We start from the raw sequence: 14,253 nt of genomic DNA on the forward strand, positions 1-14,253 counted from the left end.
GCTTAAGCAATGGATTTGCTAATGACCGTTGTTGCTTGACTACAGTAATGGTAACGAAGGTAGTACAGGCAGCAAGGTCAGCAGCAGTAGTATCAAGAACCACCAGAAGAGTTTAGTCTGGTGGTTTTTTAGTTTAGAAACTTTGTTTCATTATTTATTTGGTGCAATAGGATAGGCCAGCAATTAATATGGTCGCTTCAATTGCAAAATCTTTTAGTGATAGCTTAATTCGTAAGCTTTAGTAAGCTAAGTTCATTTTTTAACTCCTTTGTTTCATACTCCCTATCCGCAATTGATTGACTAAGATTCAGTTGAGTGTTGTAGCTCTCTTTAATTAGGCCGAGTGTATTTATTCTTGCGGCCTCTAGGGCGGAGATCATTTCATTTGTTAAAACTACCCCTGGCTTTAACATCTCAATAGGTATTCTGGGTACATAAAAAGTTCCGTGAGAGGGTTTAATCTCGTCCTGGGGCCTATCTTTGGTATACATATATATTGCAAAACTTTTCCGTGACATACCGAATGGAACAAGATGATTCACAGCATGAAATCCATGCCATGAATATTCATTCGTTTCAAATAGTATCAGGCGATTTTTTTTGGGAACAACTGTAATCAGCTGATCTTTCCTAGGGTCCCAGGGGTCTGAATGAAGATCTAGATTGCCACCCCAGGACTCATCCCATGTTTTATTTAAGTAGACAATGGCATTTATTCTTCTATGAACCTTGCCAATATTTGGAATATCTAGGTAATTGAAATCAACATGGGGATCCATTGCCTGACCCGAAAGATTATTGTGGGTACCTCCCCCAAAATAGGATGGGTCGTATATCAACTCGTGGATTCCAGTAATATTTTCCATAAATTTTATAAAGTCACTTGAAGATACCATGTCGTCAAGTGATTGATAGGTAGGGCTAATATTTCTTACATCTTTAACGGTATGCTTCAGGCTGACGCCTCCAAATTCATTTAGCATCTCTTCCTTTTTCGGTGCAGGAAAATCTTTTATTAACTTGCTAACGAGTTCAGGGTCGAAAAAATTGTCAATTTGTAAATGTTTAAAAGGCTTTGCATTTAAAAATCTACTCCGCAGATCATCCACAGAGTCAATAATATTTTTATTTATGAAATCTTCCAGAACCATGCTATTTCCTCTGAGATTAATGTGATACGTAATTAGTTGTGAGTTTTAATGGGTATAGAATTAATCATAGTAATATAAAACTTAAATGGGCAGAACTATATCCAAGCCTGTGCCTGTTGCAAGATCTTCAGATAATCCGTAGTGACTGCCAGATCAACACCCCGATCGAGTTGATTGGTTGCCAGTCCCGGCCATTTACCCATCGTTTTTCCTCCGGGGACTTTACTGCCCATCACGAGTGCTAAGCCACCATGGCCGTGATCACTGCCATTACTTTTATTGGTAATGAGTCTTCTACCAAACTCTGTCATAACTATTAGGGTGTAGCTTCTGTTTTGGGCTTGCATGTCTTCATCAAAAGCCTGTAGTGCAGTACCTAGTTGATTGGTAAGGTAATTGACTCTGCCGGGTTGATTGTCATGGGTATCCCAGCCATTGTGATCCACCCAGGCGTATTGCAAACCCAAATTAATTTGCATCAACCTAGCAACTGAACGCAGGCCCGCTCCAGGGTCGCTATCAGGATAAGGTGTTGCACCTGCTGAGAGGTAAGGTAGCACTTTGTTATCCGTCTTAGGAAGCGCTAAATTAACTTGCTCCAGGGTATTAAAGGTGCCCAGCATCGCTTGGGCAGCAGGGTGGTTGTTATCGACTTCTCCAAGCGTTTGTACGGCTTTTAAAGCCGCTGGCCCACCCGGAAAAGAAACGCCTCCTTGAAGATCTCTCACGGCCAATACTTGGCTAGCGCCTTGCATGGCCCGCGGCATCGTATTGCTGCCTGCAAACAAAGGGAGTTGTTTGTAGGGAGCTGCTGCATTGTTTGTTTGATTGGTTGCTTGATTGGTTGCTTGAGTTGCTCTACCAGTCTGATTTTTATTTAGGTAAACCTGCCTAGCCATCCATCCAAAGGGATCTGGAATACTTTGTAACGATTGCAGACCACGCTCTATCATTTCTTGAGCTTCAAAGTGCGAGCGCGTTTCATCTTGAATGCCCACTGCTTGCCAGGCAATGAGTCTCTTTTTATTGAAAAGATTTGCTAAAGAAGTTGCGGCTGGATGCCAATAGAAATTCGTACCATCCAGATTTAATGCAGGTAGATTTAAAGCTGTATTAGCAGATTTATCGATTGCAAAACGCATCTCTGGTGGACGTGATGCCAAAAAGTTTGGATCATCTAATGGCGATAGCAAGGCTAAGCCGTCAGCCCCACCGCGTAAGAACACTACGATCATTGGGGAGGGTTGAAGATTGGGGTTTTGCTCTGCTGCAAAACTGGCATTACTAATGCCGGTGAGCAAACCACTCAGGCCTAAGTTGCTCCCAAGAGTAGTCATCAAGCTAGAGCTCATCACTGCACTCGTTTTTAAGAAGTCACGGCGCGCTTTTATTTTGTTTGTTTCTTGCGATGCATTGATCTTTTTACTCATGCAGTACTCCTTTGCATCGAGCGTTTCAATTCTTCTGGTGATGGCAACATCACTTCTGTTTGGAATGAAGGTGCGCAAGCAAGTAAACCTACCAAACGTCTCGCGCGTCTTGGGTCTTGCGCAATCTCAGTGGGTTTGGTGTTCTGTGAGATCAGTAATGCGTTAGAGAGCTCTGGTCGTGCTTGATTAAACAAAGCCACTTCCCATTTAGACATCATCTGCTCATAGGTAGGCTTAGGAGGTAAGCCCGCAAAGGGATTCCATTCATTAGTAGCCCACCAGTTTTCTGCCACTCCCATCGTGAGTTGAGTGCGTTGACGAATGTAACTGGCCGACAAGATCCAAGTTAAACCATCCGGTGGTCCATCAGGGCTTTGCCAGCCATAGATTGGGACCCCTGCGGACTCTAGAGGCCAGGTTGCTACACCGCCATCGCCCAAGAAGAAAGGCAAGTTCACTGCTTTTGCAAAAGAGGCAACCAATCGCATCGGACGCTTGGCCTTTTGCTTTTGTGTATTTGGGATTTTGCTACTGGCTTGCACAAGGTGTTGATAGACCAACTGCAATTGATTTGGAGAAGTGCGTTTTTCTATAAACACTTGAGCAGTGCTATTGACCAAATCAGTAGGGGGTTTATCACTCACAAAGCGTTGCACGAGTTTGTAGCTAATGTGTTTAGCAGTAGCGGGATGATTAGCGCACTGACTTAATACTTTTTTACCATCGGCCATCGCAGCGGCATAGGCCTCGAATTCTGAAGCAAGCACGCGTTTTTGGTAGTTATCGTGCCAAGCTGCGACATAAATAAACTGACCTGTTTTAGGTAAATGTTGCCCACCACCTAAATGGGTACCATCCTCTATAGACCAGCCTGTAAAGGCCCTAGCAGCCTCATAGACGTCTTGATCAATATAGCCAGAGGGCTTGCCTTGATTTGCCCCAGGCACACTGCGCCATTGCGAATACAGATTATTAAGATAGGCCTGGCGACCTAAGGTGTGGAGCTCAAACAACTCGCGGGCGAAGTTCTCATTAGGGCTGCCTGCGCGCGAAGAGCGATTGTTTAAATAGGTGAGCATGCAAGGATGTTGCGAACTCGCTTCTAATAAATCCTGAAAGTTACCCCAGCAGCGCTCTCGGATAACCGTGCGATCCCAGTGGGGAAGATAGGCGCCCACACTATTATCAAAGCCGTAAATAGAAAAGTGATCACGCCAAAAAGCGACCCATTCTTCTGCCCACGGGGTTTGGGTCTCGACTGCTTTTAGTAAAGTCGCTGCTTGGACCTCTAAGCGTGGGCGAGAACGCTCTGGCGGCGGAATTTGATTGCCATTGCCCGTATACGGAAAGAGTGTCGGAAGATCGGCATTTAAAAGAGACAGGGGACGTAGTTCATCAACAGCGGGATACTCAATTTCAACACCATTACCAGCCCCATATTTACCGGCGTTATAGCGCAGACGCAAAAGCGTGTCGCTATAAGAGAGTAGGCTGGTATTAGGGAGGCTCATGTGGATAGATATTAAGGGATATCTGATTTTAGTGATTTATATTGACTAAACTTTTTCGCTCTAGTCGGCTTCATTTTGCTTGATATTATTGATACTGAAATGGAAAATACACCGATGAATACCACCTATTTTGATAAAGATGACACCTTAATTCTCCATTTCTCTGATAAACCCATAGCAAAAGAGATTTCACCGGACTGGAATACTCATATTAGTTATGCGGCCGACGGTTCAGCGGTGGAGATCGTTATTCTTGAAGCCAAAGCCCATGGAATGGTTCCGGCTGCCATGATTAAGGCCCATAAGGCTAAAGCCTATAAGGTTAAAGCCCATAAGGCAGATTAGCTTTTGCCTCTAGTGCAAGGTAGTCTACTTTTCCATGGAGATTTAAAGGTATGTGTTCTACCGTAATGAGTCTATCGGGAACCATATAGTTTGGTAACGCAGTTCGCATTCTTTCTAAGAAGAGGGCCGTGTTAATGATCTCAATAGGATCACTTTCTACAAACCCTAGCAAGCCCTCAATGGCGCCTGATGTTGATTTGGGAAAGCCAATCACAGCTACCTGTGTACACCCACTCGCAAAACGGAGCGCAGTTTCACATTCTTGTAGCTCAATGCGATAGCCCTTGAGTTTAATTTGACGATCAACTCTACCTAAATAACAAAAACCATATTGGTCATGCCATTTGGCTAAATCGCCAGTGCGATACCAGCGTTTTCCTTGATGCATCCAGAACTGGGTTTCGTTTAGATCTGGCCGATTTAAATAGCCACGGGTGATTTGGTCAGAACAGGCACAAAGCTCACCAGGCGATTGTGAAAAATCATTCAGCTCTGCATTCCATAAAGCCAGCTCAACACCAGGATGAGCAAAGCCAATGGGAATAATGTCTAAGTCTGGTGGGGCTTCTTCAGATTGCAATACCCCTCGGTCAATCTCAAAATGGCTCAACGAAATCGTGCCTTCAGTCGGCCCCCAGAAATTAAATAAGCGAGCATTGGGGGCGGCTAGGCTAAATTGCCGTAAGGTGTCATAGGGTAAGGCTTCACCTCCAAAAATAGCCAAACGAATATGGGGCAGGGAGTTGGGAGTGAGCAGATCTGCTTTAGCTGCCAGACTGACTACCGAAGGCACGGAGAGCCATACCGTGATTGCTAGGTCTTCTGTATAGCGTGTGGCCATGAGGGTATGTTCTGGAGGGGGGGTGCAAAGCTGAGCCCCTTGCGGCCAAGCCATCAGCATCGCCATGATGGAGATATCAAAAGACAAATCGCCTAATTGCAATACTTTGTCATGGCTGGTGATCTGTAAGATCGCTTGGAGTGTTTTTGAGTAATCGAATACTTGTTGCTGGGTGATCGGAACACCCTTGGGCTCGCCCGTAGTGCCACTTGTGAAAATGAGATAGGCCAGATCGGGTGGTATTTCTGCATGATCAATGGTCTGCTGGATTTGACTGATGCGTGCTGGTGGGAACTTGGGGTTCAGGGGTAAAAATGGCCTGCCCTCAGATAAGCACTGCCAGATGAGGCGGTATTCTTCTACAGATTGCGTGCCAGGGATCAGTTTAATGGGTGTGTTTGAACTTTGGGCATTAGTTTCTTGAAGCGGTTTTGAGCTCAGTGCAGCGTAAGAAATATCTCTATCGCGGTGGCAGAGCGCAATCTGCTCGCTATACCGATGAGCTGCATTGCCTAAGGCCTCAGAAAGAGTGGTGTTCATACGCTCAAGTGAGGTTTACTGCGTAGCAGTCTTTTGTTCACACATCGCAATGAGGTCACCAATAGAGCGGATCTGATCGATTTCTTTTGAACGAAAGCGAATAGCAAATTTTTCTTCGCAAGCAAGCAGAATTTCCACATTCTTAAAGGAATCCCACCCGGGAATATCACCCGTCATCATTTCAGGAGCAAGTTGCAGATCTTTTTGCTGAAAGACCACGCGAAACAATTCAAAAATTTGCTGCCGAACGGATGGAATCATCTTAACTAGCCTGTTCTGCAGAGAAAAATTGATACGCCTTCTGAATCAGGTCGTCCCAGCATTTCACAGAAGAGTAGGGTTTGTAGGGGTTATCAATATCAGTCCATAGATAATCTACTCTGCCAATCAGCAATGTGGGGTTAATGACCTCAAATACAGGCCGATCTTTTTCTTGGCGCATCACAATCAGCAAGCGATTTTTACCAATCGTGTTGATGGCTTCATGTAATTCGAGACACTGATTGGTTGTAATGATTTTGTCAGATTTATAGAGAAAGATTTTTTCACCATCCTCTAAATCTTCCTGTAATTTTCTGGCAAGCAAAGAAAAATGGCTGAGCACTTTGGGGAGAAGGGTATCTGCACTCTCCGAGATATCCATATTTTTCTTCGTAAAAAAAGTATGGGCATCAAATTGATAGAGCTTATCAATGAAGCGATATTCAGCCTTGCCATTCTCTGGATTGAGTACCAATTTCAAGGAGGCAGTTTCTTTACTAGCAAAGTCTTTAAAGCGATGGCGAAAGAGTTCAATCATGGCGCCTAGTGGCATCGTTCCCCAGCGAAATAAGCTCAGGGGTTCTCGCCCATTAGCCCGCTGGAGAAAGCCGAATTCACAATCAGATCCCAGGGATTCATAATATTCATACACCGAACGCCGTAATATCGTGTCGACTTGCTCGGTTGCGAGCAATGCGGTGATGTTCTTACAATGGGGATCGTGAACATCTTGGGACGCTTTGCGAATTTGATGTACGAGACCAATATCCCGATCATCTAACTTGCCATAGGTTTGCTTTTGCAGCAGGGCCTTGGCAGCATTTTCATAATCGGCTTGAGCACAATGCAAGCTAGCTTGGATGGCATGCGTAAAACCGCTTAAGGGAAATCGTTTTTTAGTACGATCAAGATAGTTTTGTGCACTGCCAAAGTCTTTTTGGGCGATCTCCTCCTCAACTATTTTGAGGTGGTGCTGTACATCTCTCTCATTTTCTTTCAGAAAACCGGCTAGCGCATCATGATAGGCCTGGAGGTTTCCTAATAATTTATGGGCCTTGGCTTTCATTAAGAATAGATCGGCGTGAAAGAGATTTCTTTTCTCCGCTTTTTGGATCATTTTGAGCGCCTCAGTGCTTTTGCCCTCTGCAATCAGCGCTTTTGATTCTCTGAGAACATCTTCAAATTTGAGGGAGGGTAGAAATAAACCCATTAGGCTTTTAATGTGGATGCTGATGGAGGTGGATTGATAATTTAGTTTAAGGCTTTTATTGCGCCAAATACAGGGAAAAACACGCTAGAATTCATTATTATTTTTGTGTGATTAAGCACTTAGAATTTATATAAGCTTTATCTTCCCATCTATTTTATAAAATTGGTACTTATCTACTATGGCTGTTAAAAAACCTAAAACATCTCCTGCACCAAAACCAGCCAGTCGCGCTGGAGCACCCAGCCAGGCAAAAGATGCCCTAGTAAAGTCAGCCACCAATTCTCCTCTCAAGAAGATATCGAAGGCAATGCCCGAAGTCTTTGCAAAGGCAAAAGCGAGCCCTAGTCCGGTTCCTGCAGCGTCCAAAGATAAGCAGCTCTCTAAAGCTGCAAAAGCCACCAAGCCTGCCGGCAAGGTTGCTGTGAAGTCTGCAGTGAAGCCTGCAACTAAGTCTGGTAAAGCATCCGCTAAACCAAGCGCTGCTAACGGCGCTAGCCTCAATGGCAAAGGGCTGCCTGAAGCAGCAATAGAAAATCTTCCGAAGACCAATCCAAAGCTCGAGCAAAAGCTGGCAAAGCAAACGGTAGGCTCTGCCAGATCTTCTTTGAAAATCTTTCAGATCTATTACGAAAACTGGCAACGGGAGTTATTGGATTCAAACTTTATTGGTTTGGATAATGGCAAAAGTGATTCTGAATTATTAGAATTTGCCGTCTTTGATCGCCTGGCAAAAAGTGAACATATTAAAGATGCGCAACTGTGGGGTGCTTTATCTTGGCGCTTTACTGAAAAGACTGGTATGAGTGGGGCGGATTTGGTGAAAAACATTCAAGACCATCCAGGCCATGATGTGTACTTTTGCAACCCTTTTCCGCATAACGAAGCGCTTTTTCATAACCTGTGGCTGCAGGGCGAAACCACGCATCCCCAATTCATGGCCTTATCTAAGGCAGTCTTTCAGGCAACCGGTTTGCCAGTGGCTGAGCTAACGAATATCCACACCTCCGATCAGTTTTCAGCAGCCAATTATTTTGTAGGCACTCCCAAGTTTTGGTCTCTCTACTTACCGTGGATCAATAATGTGTTGAGTACAGCTAATAAAAAGTTGCCCTCAAAGGTAAGAGATCTATTGCACTCGAAGCAAGCCGATGAGCGTGGTATTCATCATGGCGCTACTTATGTGCCATTCATTGTGGAGCGTTTATTTCCGATCTTTATGAAGACTGCCGGCAAGTCTTTGAAGGCTTATAAGATTGCTTTACCAGAGCGTGAGCGTGAACTGAATGTGCATCTGAAGTTGCTCCGCGAGATGAAGGATGTAGCGCATCGCACGAAGTCAGCATGGATGGCAGTGTGTTGGGCTAATTACCGTAATTTGTATCTCACTCAAGTGAGTGGCAAAGAATGGTCCAAAAAGTACCTTCGTGCCTTAACGCCCACTGAAGTCAATTTCTCGTGATGGCTCGCAATCTTCGTTTTTAATTAAAGACAAGCTTGACTGCCATTCAAGATAAAAAACTACTAGCGTTAGCCCAAGCAGCGCGTGATCAAAGTCACTGGTCTAGAGCGATTGAACTCTATGGAAAGTTAGCTCAGGAGTCTCCCCAATCTGCCGAGTATCTACATAACTTAGGGCTATGTTATCTAGGTAGTGGCAATTCTCGCCATGCTTTAGAAGCCTGTAAGAAAGCGTTTGATTTAAACCCACGCTTTTGGCAAAGCGCCATTGTGATGGCAAAGGCCTACAAAGAGCTCGATCAAATTGCTCAGGCGCAGCAGGGCTTTAAAGCGGTATTAGCAATCGACCCTAGTAATGCATCAGCTCGATTAGGCTTGGCGGATCTCGCGCTAAATTACTTTGGCGAACCCGCCGAAGCGATTGAGTGGGTAAAACCATTACAAGATTCTGAACACGCCATGGACGTTAAATTGACGACTATGATGGCCAAACTATACGATCGCCCAGATTGGGATCACGAGCAGTCAGCGATCGATTTAAGCCATGATATTGGTGCTTTCTCAAAAGAGTATTTGCGCTTACCGAATCTGACCTTGCCTCCATTATTAAAACGGCAAGCACCCCCTTCTGGAGGGACGATGCGCCCGAGAGTCGGTTTGTTATCGCCATTATTTTGCGCTTCACCGGTGTATTTTTTGACCATTGCCAAATGGCAGACCATGGCGAAGCATTGCGATTTAGTGATGCTCAATCGAGGTCATGTGGATGATTGGGCCAGCGCAGAGTTTAGAAGGCTCAGCAGCGATTGGATGGATGTGCAACATATGAGCGCTACCGATTTGGCGATTGCGATTCATGGGGCTAATTTAGACGTTCTATATGACTTAGGTGGCTGGATGGATCCGGTAGGATTGCAAGCCCTTTCAGTTAAGCCCGCACATCAAATGTTCAAGTGGGTAGGGGGACAAAGCGTCACTACTGGCCTTGAGAGTTTTGATGGTTGGGTGGGCGATCAGCACCACACCCCCATGAGCTTGCAACATTTATATAGTGAGCCTATTTTGCACATCAAGGGCGGCTACGCAAGCTATACGCCACCACCATACCTACCAAAACCAGCCAGTAAAAAACTCAAGACCCCCTGTATTTTTTCTAATCCCGCTAAAGTTTCGAGGCCATTCTTGCAAGAGCTCGCACAGATGCCAGGAAAAAAGGTCTTTATTCATCGGCAGTATCGATATCCCCAAGTGCAAGAGCGGATTGCGGCTGCCTTAGAGGGAAGGGTTGAGTTTGTGATTCCTAAAACCCATGAAGAAGCTTTACAAGAGGTCAATCGCCACGCTACGATGATTGATACTTATCCTTACAGTAGCGGCTTAACTGCCCGTGAGGCGCTGTCCATGGGGACGCAAATTCAGGTGCTCCATGTGGGGAATCTGTTTTGTGAAAGGCATACCGCTTTTGTTGATTAGTATCTACAATTTAGCTTAATATAAAAATTACTCATGCAGATCGAATACATTTCATCAACCGATTTAAAAGACTATCTACAGCAAGCCATGAAGGTTGAGGGCGCGCTGATGGTAATGCCCTTCACGAATACCTCACAGGCCCAACAGGCGGCGCAATTAATGGCTAGCCGCGCAGATGCCCCAGGTATGGTCTTGGCAATCCATGATTCGAGCAAAGTGGGTTTTGCAGCCATCGTTAATGCTGCTTTCAAGGTCAGTCAAAGCCCATACTTTGGCTATGTGGCACAAGACGCCTATGCTGGTCGTCAGTGGCTCAAGCTTGCACTTGAAGCTTTGGGCGACAAAAAATCTTTTCTGGGATTTAATGATGGTAAATGGGCGGGCGCTCTGGCAGGTTTTGGTTTGGCTAGAAGAGAGTGGGCCAAAAATAACTACGCTGGTAACTTTTTCTACCCAGAATATCAACGCCACTATGCCGATGCTGAGCTAACCCTATTGGCATTGCAAACGGGCTTATATGCCTACGACGGAAATAGCGTTTTAGTTGAGGTGGATTGGCGTAAGGATGGAGCACCAGCAGACCCTGCCGATAAAGCCCTATTTGCCAAACGTAAACAAGGACGATTTGATGGGCGTATTACGTCTAAGCCTCTATTGGATTTAATTACCTAGCTTGTAGTAAATCCGATGCTTTATTTCCCCGAACTCTTAGGCTCATTTTCAGTAAGCGCTTGGTAGATATTCTTAAAGCCTCCTACACCAAAGCGCATAGCGCCAACAGTTGAATTCAAGTTGATGGTGCTTTCTTCGGACGCTTGCGAGAGGGAATTAAGTGCTTCGTCTGAAATCATAAAACCCGCTTGATAGCCATTGGTTTTCTTTTGCCAATCCTCTGCTTGTTTTAGAGGATATGTTTTTTGAGTGATTATTAATTGGTGCTCTATTCTCTGCTGGAACAGTGCTTCATCATCACTTCTATAAAAGATTACAAACACAATCTTTTTTTTGTTGAGATTTTTATCCGCACTTGGGAGTGGTAAAAGGGCTAGTGTAATAGGGGGTTTACTAGCAGGGTTGTTGACGGCAACCAATTGCCCATTAGCAGTTGCCTCTAAGCGCCAGCGCGGATAGGGTGACTGACCGGTGTTATCTACCTTAAGTAGTTTTGCTTGCGCAAGCGAAAGGATACTCATTCTTTCGTTGGCGGTCACTTGGGCGTAGTCTAATAAGTGCCGATCAACCCCCATCACATCTAAGTAGGTTCCGATGGTGGCGCTAATCTTTTGAGACTCCTCCTCGTTTAATGCTTTATCCATCCCTTTAAATTGATGAATACCGTATTTACTACCTTCAGGTAAATGCCGTGAAATGCCTCCTGCAAAGGCATAAGCGCAGGCTGAGAAGCAATTTGGTGGACTGTAGTCGGTAGAACCAATGGTGGTGTTAAATCCCGCCTCACGAATCTGTTGTCCCAGACGCATTGCGCTAATGAGGCTACCACCTGGACTAGTGAGCGCTACCCATGATCCTGGTGGAAAGTCTTTTGCAATAGCTTTAAATTGCTCAGGCGTTTGCTTATCGATTTGCCCGACGGCAAGGATAACGGCTTGACAACGCGGTTTTGCAGGATTAATGCAACGCTCATGCTTTTCAAAAGTCATTGCCCCTGATTCTGGAGAATGCAGAAGGGCAAGTAAAACCCAAGTGCTGAAGGTATATATTCGGGCGCCACTCATTAGTGCAATGGCTTAAGTAATTAGACTGGTTTTTTAAGTTCTTGAATTTTCTTGGCCGCCTGCAATATCAATACTGTTGCACCAGAGCGAGATAGAAATTCAGAAGAAGTGTAGAAAAATTCTAAGACTTCTATAGAACTTTTGCCTTCGAAGCGCTCAATCTGATCTTCAGCCGCAGGATCACGACCATAAAAGATTCTGAAAGCAGCTTTAATATCGTTACTCGTCATTTGCTTTTTAAGCATTTGATTTTCTATCGCAAATTGATTACGGGTATCTGGTGCAGGCGTTTCGGCGACAGCAGGTAATTGCGGACTGGGCGAGGGGGTTGGTGGAGGTGGTGCAGTTGGCTGAATGGCCGGCCCAATAGGCTCTGGATTTTCTCTTTGCCGTTTTTCTTTGAGCATGATATTAGCAGCAATCACCAAGAGAATGGCCAAAGGATCAAATACAAACATAATGACCATAATGACCAGTCGCACAGCTTTGTCTAAAGCGCCATCAGGGTTATCATAAAAAATATTAGCAATATAGTAGAGCGGGCCAATCTCAGCTACCAATTTATTTTCTTTGGCAAGTAGAGGTGCTTTTCTTTGACTTAACTTTTTTAGCTCTGACTGAGTATCTTGGATTTGTCTATCCAAATAAGGGCTGGCAGTTGAAGGATCTTTTGCTCTCGCTAGCAAGTATTGAAGACGTGCTTTAGCAATATTTTCTTGCTCAACCAAGGTATTTAATTCTGTTGTATTAGTGGTATTTTCTTGAGTTGAATCGATATGGGATTTGGCTAAAAAACCAAAGATGCCCATTGAGGTAATGAGCATGAGCACAAGAACAGCACCAGTTAAATAACTCTTGAGTAAAAACGAGGCTGTTTTCCAGTTATGGTAAAGCCAAGAGGTGGTGACCAATTTTGCTAACTCAAGGGCAACACCCATAATGACAATGGGCCAAAAAGCGCCAATGAAAATGGTAGTTAGGCCCACAACGGAGTAGTAAGCGGCAATGCTAGATAGCAAGAACGCGGCTAAAAAGGTGATGTAAATCATCATAAATTACTCTCGTTGAGAAACGATCAAGTTTCTAATAAAATCATATCTTATAGCAATATGGTGAATATTTTATGGCTAGGCTATAAAGAGACTAGATTGAGTTATAGTAATTCATTAGAGGTCTTAAATCATCGATCAAACCAGATATCAATTGAGAAGGGCGCAAGATGAACCAAGAAATTATTGCCAATAGAGAAGACATCATTGCTGCCTATAAACTCTTTCTAAACCGGCTTCCAGAATCATCCGAGGTATTACAAGCAAAAGTTGGCAAAGGATCAGACACTATTCTGATTGGCTTCACTTTGGCGGATGAGTTTTTAAAGCGTCCAGAGGTAGCTGAGGTTTTATTAAGGCTAGCCCAGGAGGTCCTGAAAGATCAAAAGACCATTACCGCTACAGACGGATCTCAGCAAAAACATTAATTATGCAATGGCCGATAGGCTCTTAGCCATCAGTCGAACGACGGCGTGGATGTACGCTAGGATCATTCGTCTTTTGGTATTTGCCGCAAAATACGTACAACTCTAGACGATTTCTGAGGTCAAGTTTGCTGTAAATTGAGGCCAAATGATTGCGCAAGGTGTGCTCACTGATATTGAGCGTCGAGGCAATCTCTTTCAAGGTTTTTTCAGAGTGCATCTGAATGGCGCGGGTGACTTTTTCTTCTTTGGTGGAGAGAGTGCCCAGCTTTTTCTGTTCATTACTTAGTACTTTTGGAGCATTCGCTTCAGCAATTTGCATTAAGATTCTAGAGGTGGCATTACGGTTAATCCAGAGCTCACCAAGATGAATTTTTTCAATTGCTTTGAGAAGAATGTCATTAGACTCATTCTTGGTAATGACACCACGCGCGCCCTTAACAACTGCTTGATCGTGTAAATTCGGTTTGTTGTTACCCGTAAAAATAATGATCTTTGCGTTTGTTTTTTGTAATAAGGTAGTAATGAGTTCAATACCATCTTCGCCATCTAGGTCTGGTTCTAACACAATGACATCGGGCTCGGATGCAAGTGCAGAGGCAATCGCTTCCTTAACATTCGTTGAAGTGGCACATACCGAATACTTAGCGTTGCTAGAAATCAATTGCTTCATGCCCCACAACGCAATCTGGTGTGGGTCAACGATTTGAACTTTGATAGGGGTTTTAGTATCTATACTCATAAGCATTTGCGGAGTTTACCCACATTTTGTTGCAACTAGTACATTGATGCCATATTTTGCATCAATTTAGTGCTTTTTAGT

The 14,253-nt window shown here is 44.4% G+C and carries 14 protein-coding genes; 5 read left to right on the forward strand and 9 right to left on the reverse strand.

Annotated features, from left to right (window positions below; all coding sequences use genetic code 11):
- Positions 1-224: 224 nt before the first annotated feature.
- From ICN45_RS00005 to ICN45_RS00015, 3 genes are all read right to left on the reverse strand, one after another.
- Positions 225-1,151, reverse strand: a complete 927-nt coding sequence (locus tag ICN45_RS00005) for a 2OG-Fe(II) oxygenase (protein WP_216171831.1) — start codon at positions 1,149-1,151, stop codon at positions 225-227.
- A 95-nt stretch (positions 1,152-1,246) separates the two neighbouring features.
- The gene (locus tag ICN45_RS00010) at positions 1,247-2,581 is read right to left on the reverse strand and encodes a DUF1501 domain-containing protein (protein ID WP_216171832.1); all 1,335 of its coding nucleotides are present in this window, start codon (positions 2,579-2,581) and stop codon (positions 1,247-1,249) included.
- On the reverse strand, positions 2,578-4,092 hold the full coding sequence (locus tag ICN45_RS00015) for a DUF1800 family protein (RefSeq protein ID WP_216171835.1): 1,515 nt from the start codon (positions 4,090-4,092) through the stop codon (positions 2,578-2,580). Before ICN45_RS00015 ends, ICN45_RS00010 begins: the two co-directional genes overlap by 4 nt.
- 114 nt (positions 4,093-4,206) lie before the next feature.
- On the opposite strand from ICN45_RS00015, the gene ICN45_RS00020 reads away from it, so the two are divergent.
- Positions 4,207-4,437, forward strand: coding sequence for a DUF2283 domain-containing protein (locus ICN45_RS00020; protein WP_216171837.1), 231 nt, complete (start codon positions 4,207-4,209; stop codon positions 4,435-4,437).
- Here the strand turns inward: ICN45_RS00020 and ICN45_RS00025 are convergent.
- From ICN45_RS00025 to ICN45_RS00035, 3 genes are read right to left on the reverse strand one after another with little or no spacing between them, the layout of a single operon-like run.
- Complete coding sequence (locus tag ICN45_RS00025) at positions 4,415-5,818, reverse strand: AMP-binding protein (RefSeq protein ID WP_216171839.1); 1,404 nt, start codon at positions 5,816-5,818, stop codon at positions 4,415-4,417. The two genes, ICN45_RS00020 and ICN45_RS00025, sit on opposite strands and share 23 nt — an antisense overlap.
- A gap of 15 nt (positions 5,819-5,833) precedes the next feature.
- Complete coding sequence (locus ICN45_RS00030) at positions 5,834-6,079, reverse strand: acyl carrier protein (RefSeq protein ID WP_216171840.1); 246 nt, start codon at positions 6,077-6,079, stop codon at positions 5,834-5,836.
- 1 nt (position 6,080) lies between these two features.
- The gene (locus tag ICN45_RS00035) at positions 6,081-7,289 is read right to left on the reverse strand and encodes a hypothetical protein (RefSeq protein WP_216171842.1); all 1,209 of its coding nucleotides are present in this window, start codon (positions 7,287-7,289) and stop codon (positions 6,081-6,083) included.
- Positions 7,290-7,467: 178 nt separating this feature from the next.
- On the opposite strand from ICN45_RS00035, the gene ICN45_RS00040 reads away from it, so the two are divergent.
- The 3 genes from ICN45_RS00040 to ICN45_RS00050 are packed head-to-tail and all read left to right on the forward strand — an operon-like array spanning position 7,468 to position 10,892.
- Complete coding sequence (locus ICN45_RS00040) at positions 7,468-8,748, forward strand: hypothetical protein (protein WP_216171844.1); 1,281 nt, start codon at positions 7,468-7,470, stop codon at positions 8,746-8,748.
- A 35-nt stretch (positions 8,749-8,783) separates the two neighbouring features.
- The gene (locus ICN45_RS00045; RefSeq protein ID WP_216171845.1) at positions 8,784-10,220 is read left to right on the forward strand and encodes a tetratricopeptide repeat protein; all 1,437 of its coding nucleotides are present in this window, start codon (positions 8,784-8,786) and stop codon (positions 10,218-10,220) included.
- Positions 10,221-10,253: 33 nt separating this feature from the next.
- A complete protein-coding gene (locus ICN45_RS00050) occupies positions 10,254-10,892 on the forward strand; it encodes a hypothetical protein (RefSeq protein WP_216171847.1) in 639 nt (212 codons plus the stop codon).
- 20 nt (positions 10,893-10,912) lie between these two features.
- Here ICN45_RS00050 and ICN45_RS00055 read toward each other — a convergent pair whose 3' ends face one another.
- Together ICN45_RS00055 and ICN45_RS00060 are read right to left on the reverse strand one after the other, a co-directional pair.
- The gene (locus tag ICN45_RS00055; RefSeq protein WP_216171849.1) at positions 10,913-11,956 is read right to left on the reverse strand and encodes a COG3904 family protein; all 1,044 of its coding nucleotides are present in this window, start codon (positions 11,954-11,956) and stop codon (positions 10,913-10,915) included.
- 20 nt (positions 11,957-11,976) lie between these two features.
- Positions 11,977-13,008, reverse strand: coding sequence for a hypothetical protein (locus ICN45_RS00060; protein ID WP_216171851.1), 1,032 nt, complete (start codon positions 13,006-13,008; stop codon positions 11,977-11,979).
- Between the two features lie 167 nt (positions 13,009-13,175).
- Here ICN45_RS00060 and ICN45_RS00065 point away from each other — a divergent pair, with 167 nt between their 5' ends.
- Positions 13,176-13,433, forward strand: coding sequence for a hypothetical protein (locus ICN45_RS00065; RefSeq protein WP_216171853.1), 258 nt, complete (start codon positions 13,176-13,178; stop codon positions 13,431-13,433).
- 22 nt (positions 13,434-13,455) lie between these two features.
- Here ICN45_RS00065 and ICN45_RS00070 read toward each other — a convergent pair whose 3' ends face one another.
- A complete protein-coding gene (locus ICN45_RS00070; protein ID WP_216171855.1) occupies positions 13,456-14,172 on the reverse strand; it encodes a response regulator transcription factor in 717 nt (238 codons plus the stop codon).
- Between the last annotated feature and the right edge of the window lie 81 nt (positions 14,173-14,253).

Origin of the sequence: Polynucleobacter alcilacus (assembly GCF_018881545.1) — a bacterium.
Taxonomy (GTDB): Bacteria; Pseudomonadota; Gammaproteobacteria; order Burkholderiales; family Burkholderiaceae; genus Polynucleobacter; species Polynucleobacter alcilacus.

What these genes read in the sequence shown, in the direction of transcription:
- ICN45_RS00005 (WP_216171831.1), bottom strand. Translation starts at nt 1,151, where the DNA reads ATGGTTCTGGAAGATTTCATAAATAAAAATATTATTGACTCTGTGGAT.
- ICN45_RS00010 (WP_216171832.1), bottom strand. Translation starts at nt 2,581, where the DNA reads ATGAGTAAAAAGATCAATGCATCGCAAGAAACAAACAAAATAAAAGCG.
- ICN45_RS00015 (WP_216171835.1), bottom strand. Translation starts at nt 4,092, where the DNA reads ATGAGCCTCCCTAATACCAGCCTACTCTCTTATAGCGACACGCTTTTG.
- ICN45_RS00020 (WP_216171837.1), top strand. Translation starts at nt 4,207, where the DNA reads ATGAATACCACCTATTTTGATAAAGATGACACCTTAATTCTCCATTTC.
- ICN45_RS00025 (WP_216171839.1), bottom strand. Translation starts at nt 5,818, where the DNA reads ATGAACACCACTCTTTCTGAGGCCTTAGGCAATGCAGCTCATCGGTAT.
- ICN45_RS00030 (WP_216171840.1), bottom strand. Translation starts at nt 6,079, where the DNA reads ATGATTCCATCCGTTCGGCAGCAAATTTTTGAATTGTTTCGCGTGGTC.
- ICN45_RS00035 (WP_216171842.1), bottom strand. Translation starts at nt 7,289, where the DNA reads ATGGGTTTATTTCTACCCTCCCTCAAATTTGAAGATGTTCTCAGAGAA.
- ICN45_RS00040 (WP_216171844.1), top strand. Translation starts at nt 7,468, where the DNA reads ATGGCTGTTAAAAAACCTAAAACATCTCCTGCACCAAAACCAGCCAGT.
- ICN45_RS00050 (WP_216171847.1), top strand. Translation starts at nt 10,254, where the DNA reads ATGCAGATCGAATACATTTCATCAACCGATTTAAAAGACTATCTACAG.
- ICN45_RS00055 (WP_216171849.1), bottom strand. Translation starts at nt 11,956, where the DNA reads ATGAGTGGCGCCCGAATATATACCTTCAGCACTTGGGTTTTACTTGCC.
- ICN45_RS00060 (WP_216171851.1), bottom strand. Translation starts at nt 13,008, where the DNA reads ATGATGATTTACATCACCTTTTTAGCCGCGTTCTTGCTATCTAGCATT.
- ICN45_RS00065 (WP_216171853.1), top strand. Translation starts at nt 13,176, where the DNA reads ATGAACCAAGAAATTATTGCCAATAGAGAAGACATCATTGCTGCCTAT.
- ICN45_RS00070 (WP_216171855.1), bottom strand. Translation starts at nt 14,172, where the DNA reads ATGAGTATAGATACTAAAACCCCTATCAAAGTTCAAATCGTTGACCCA.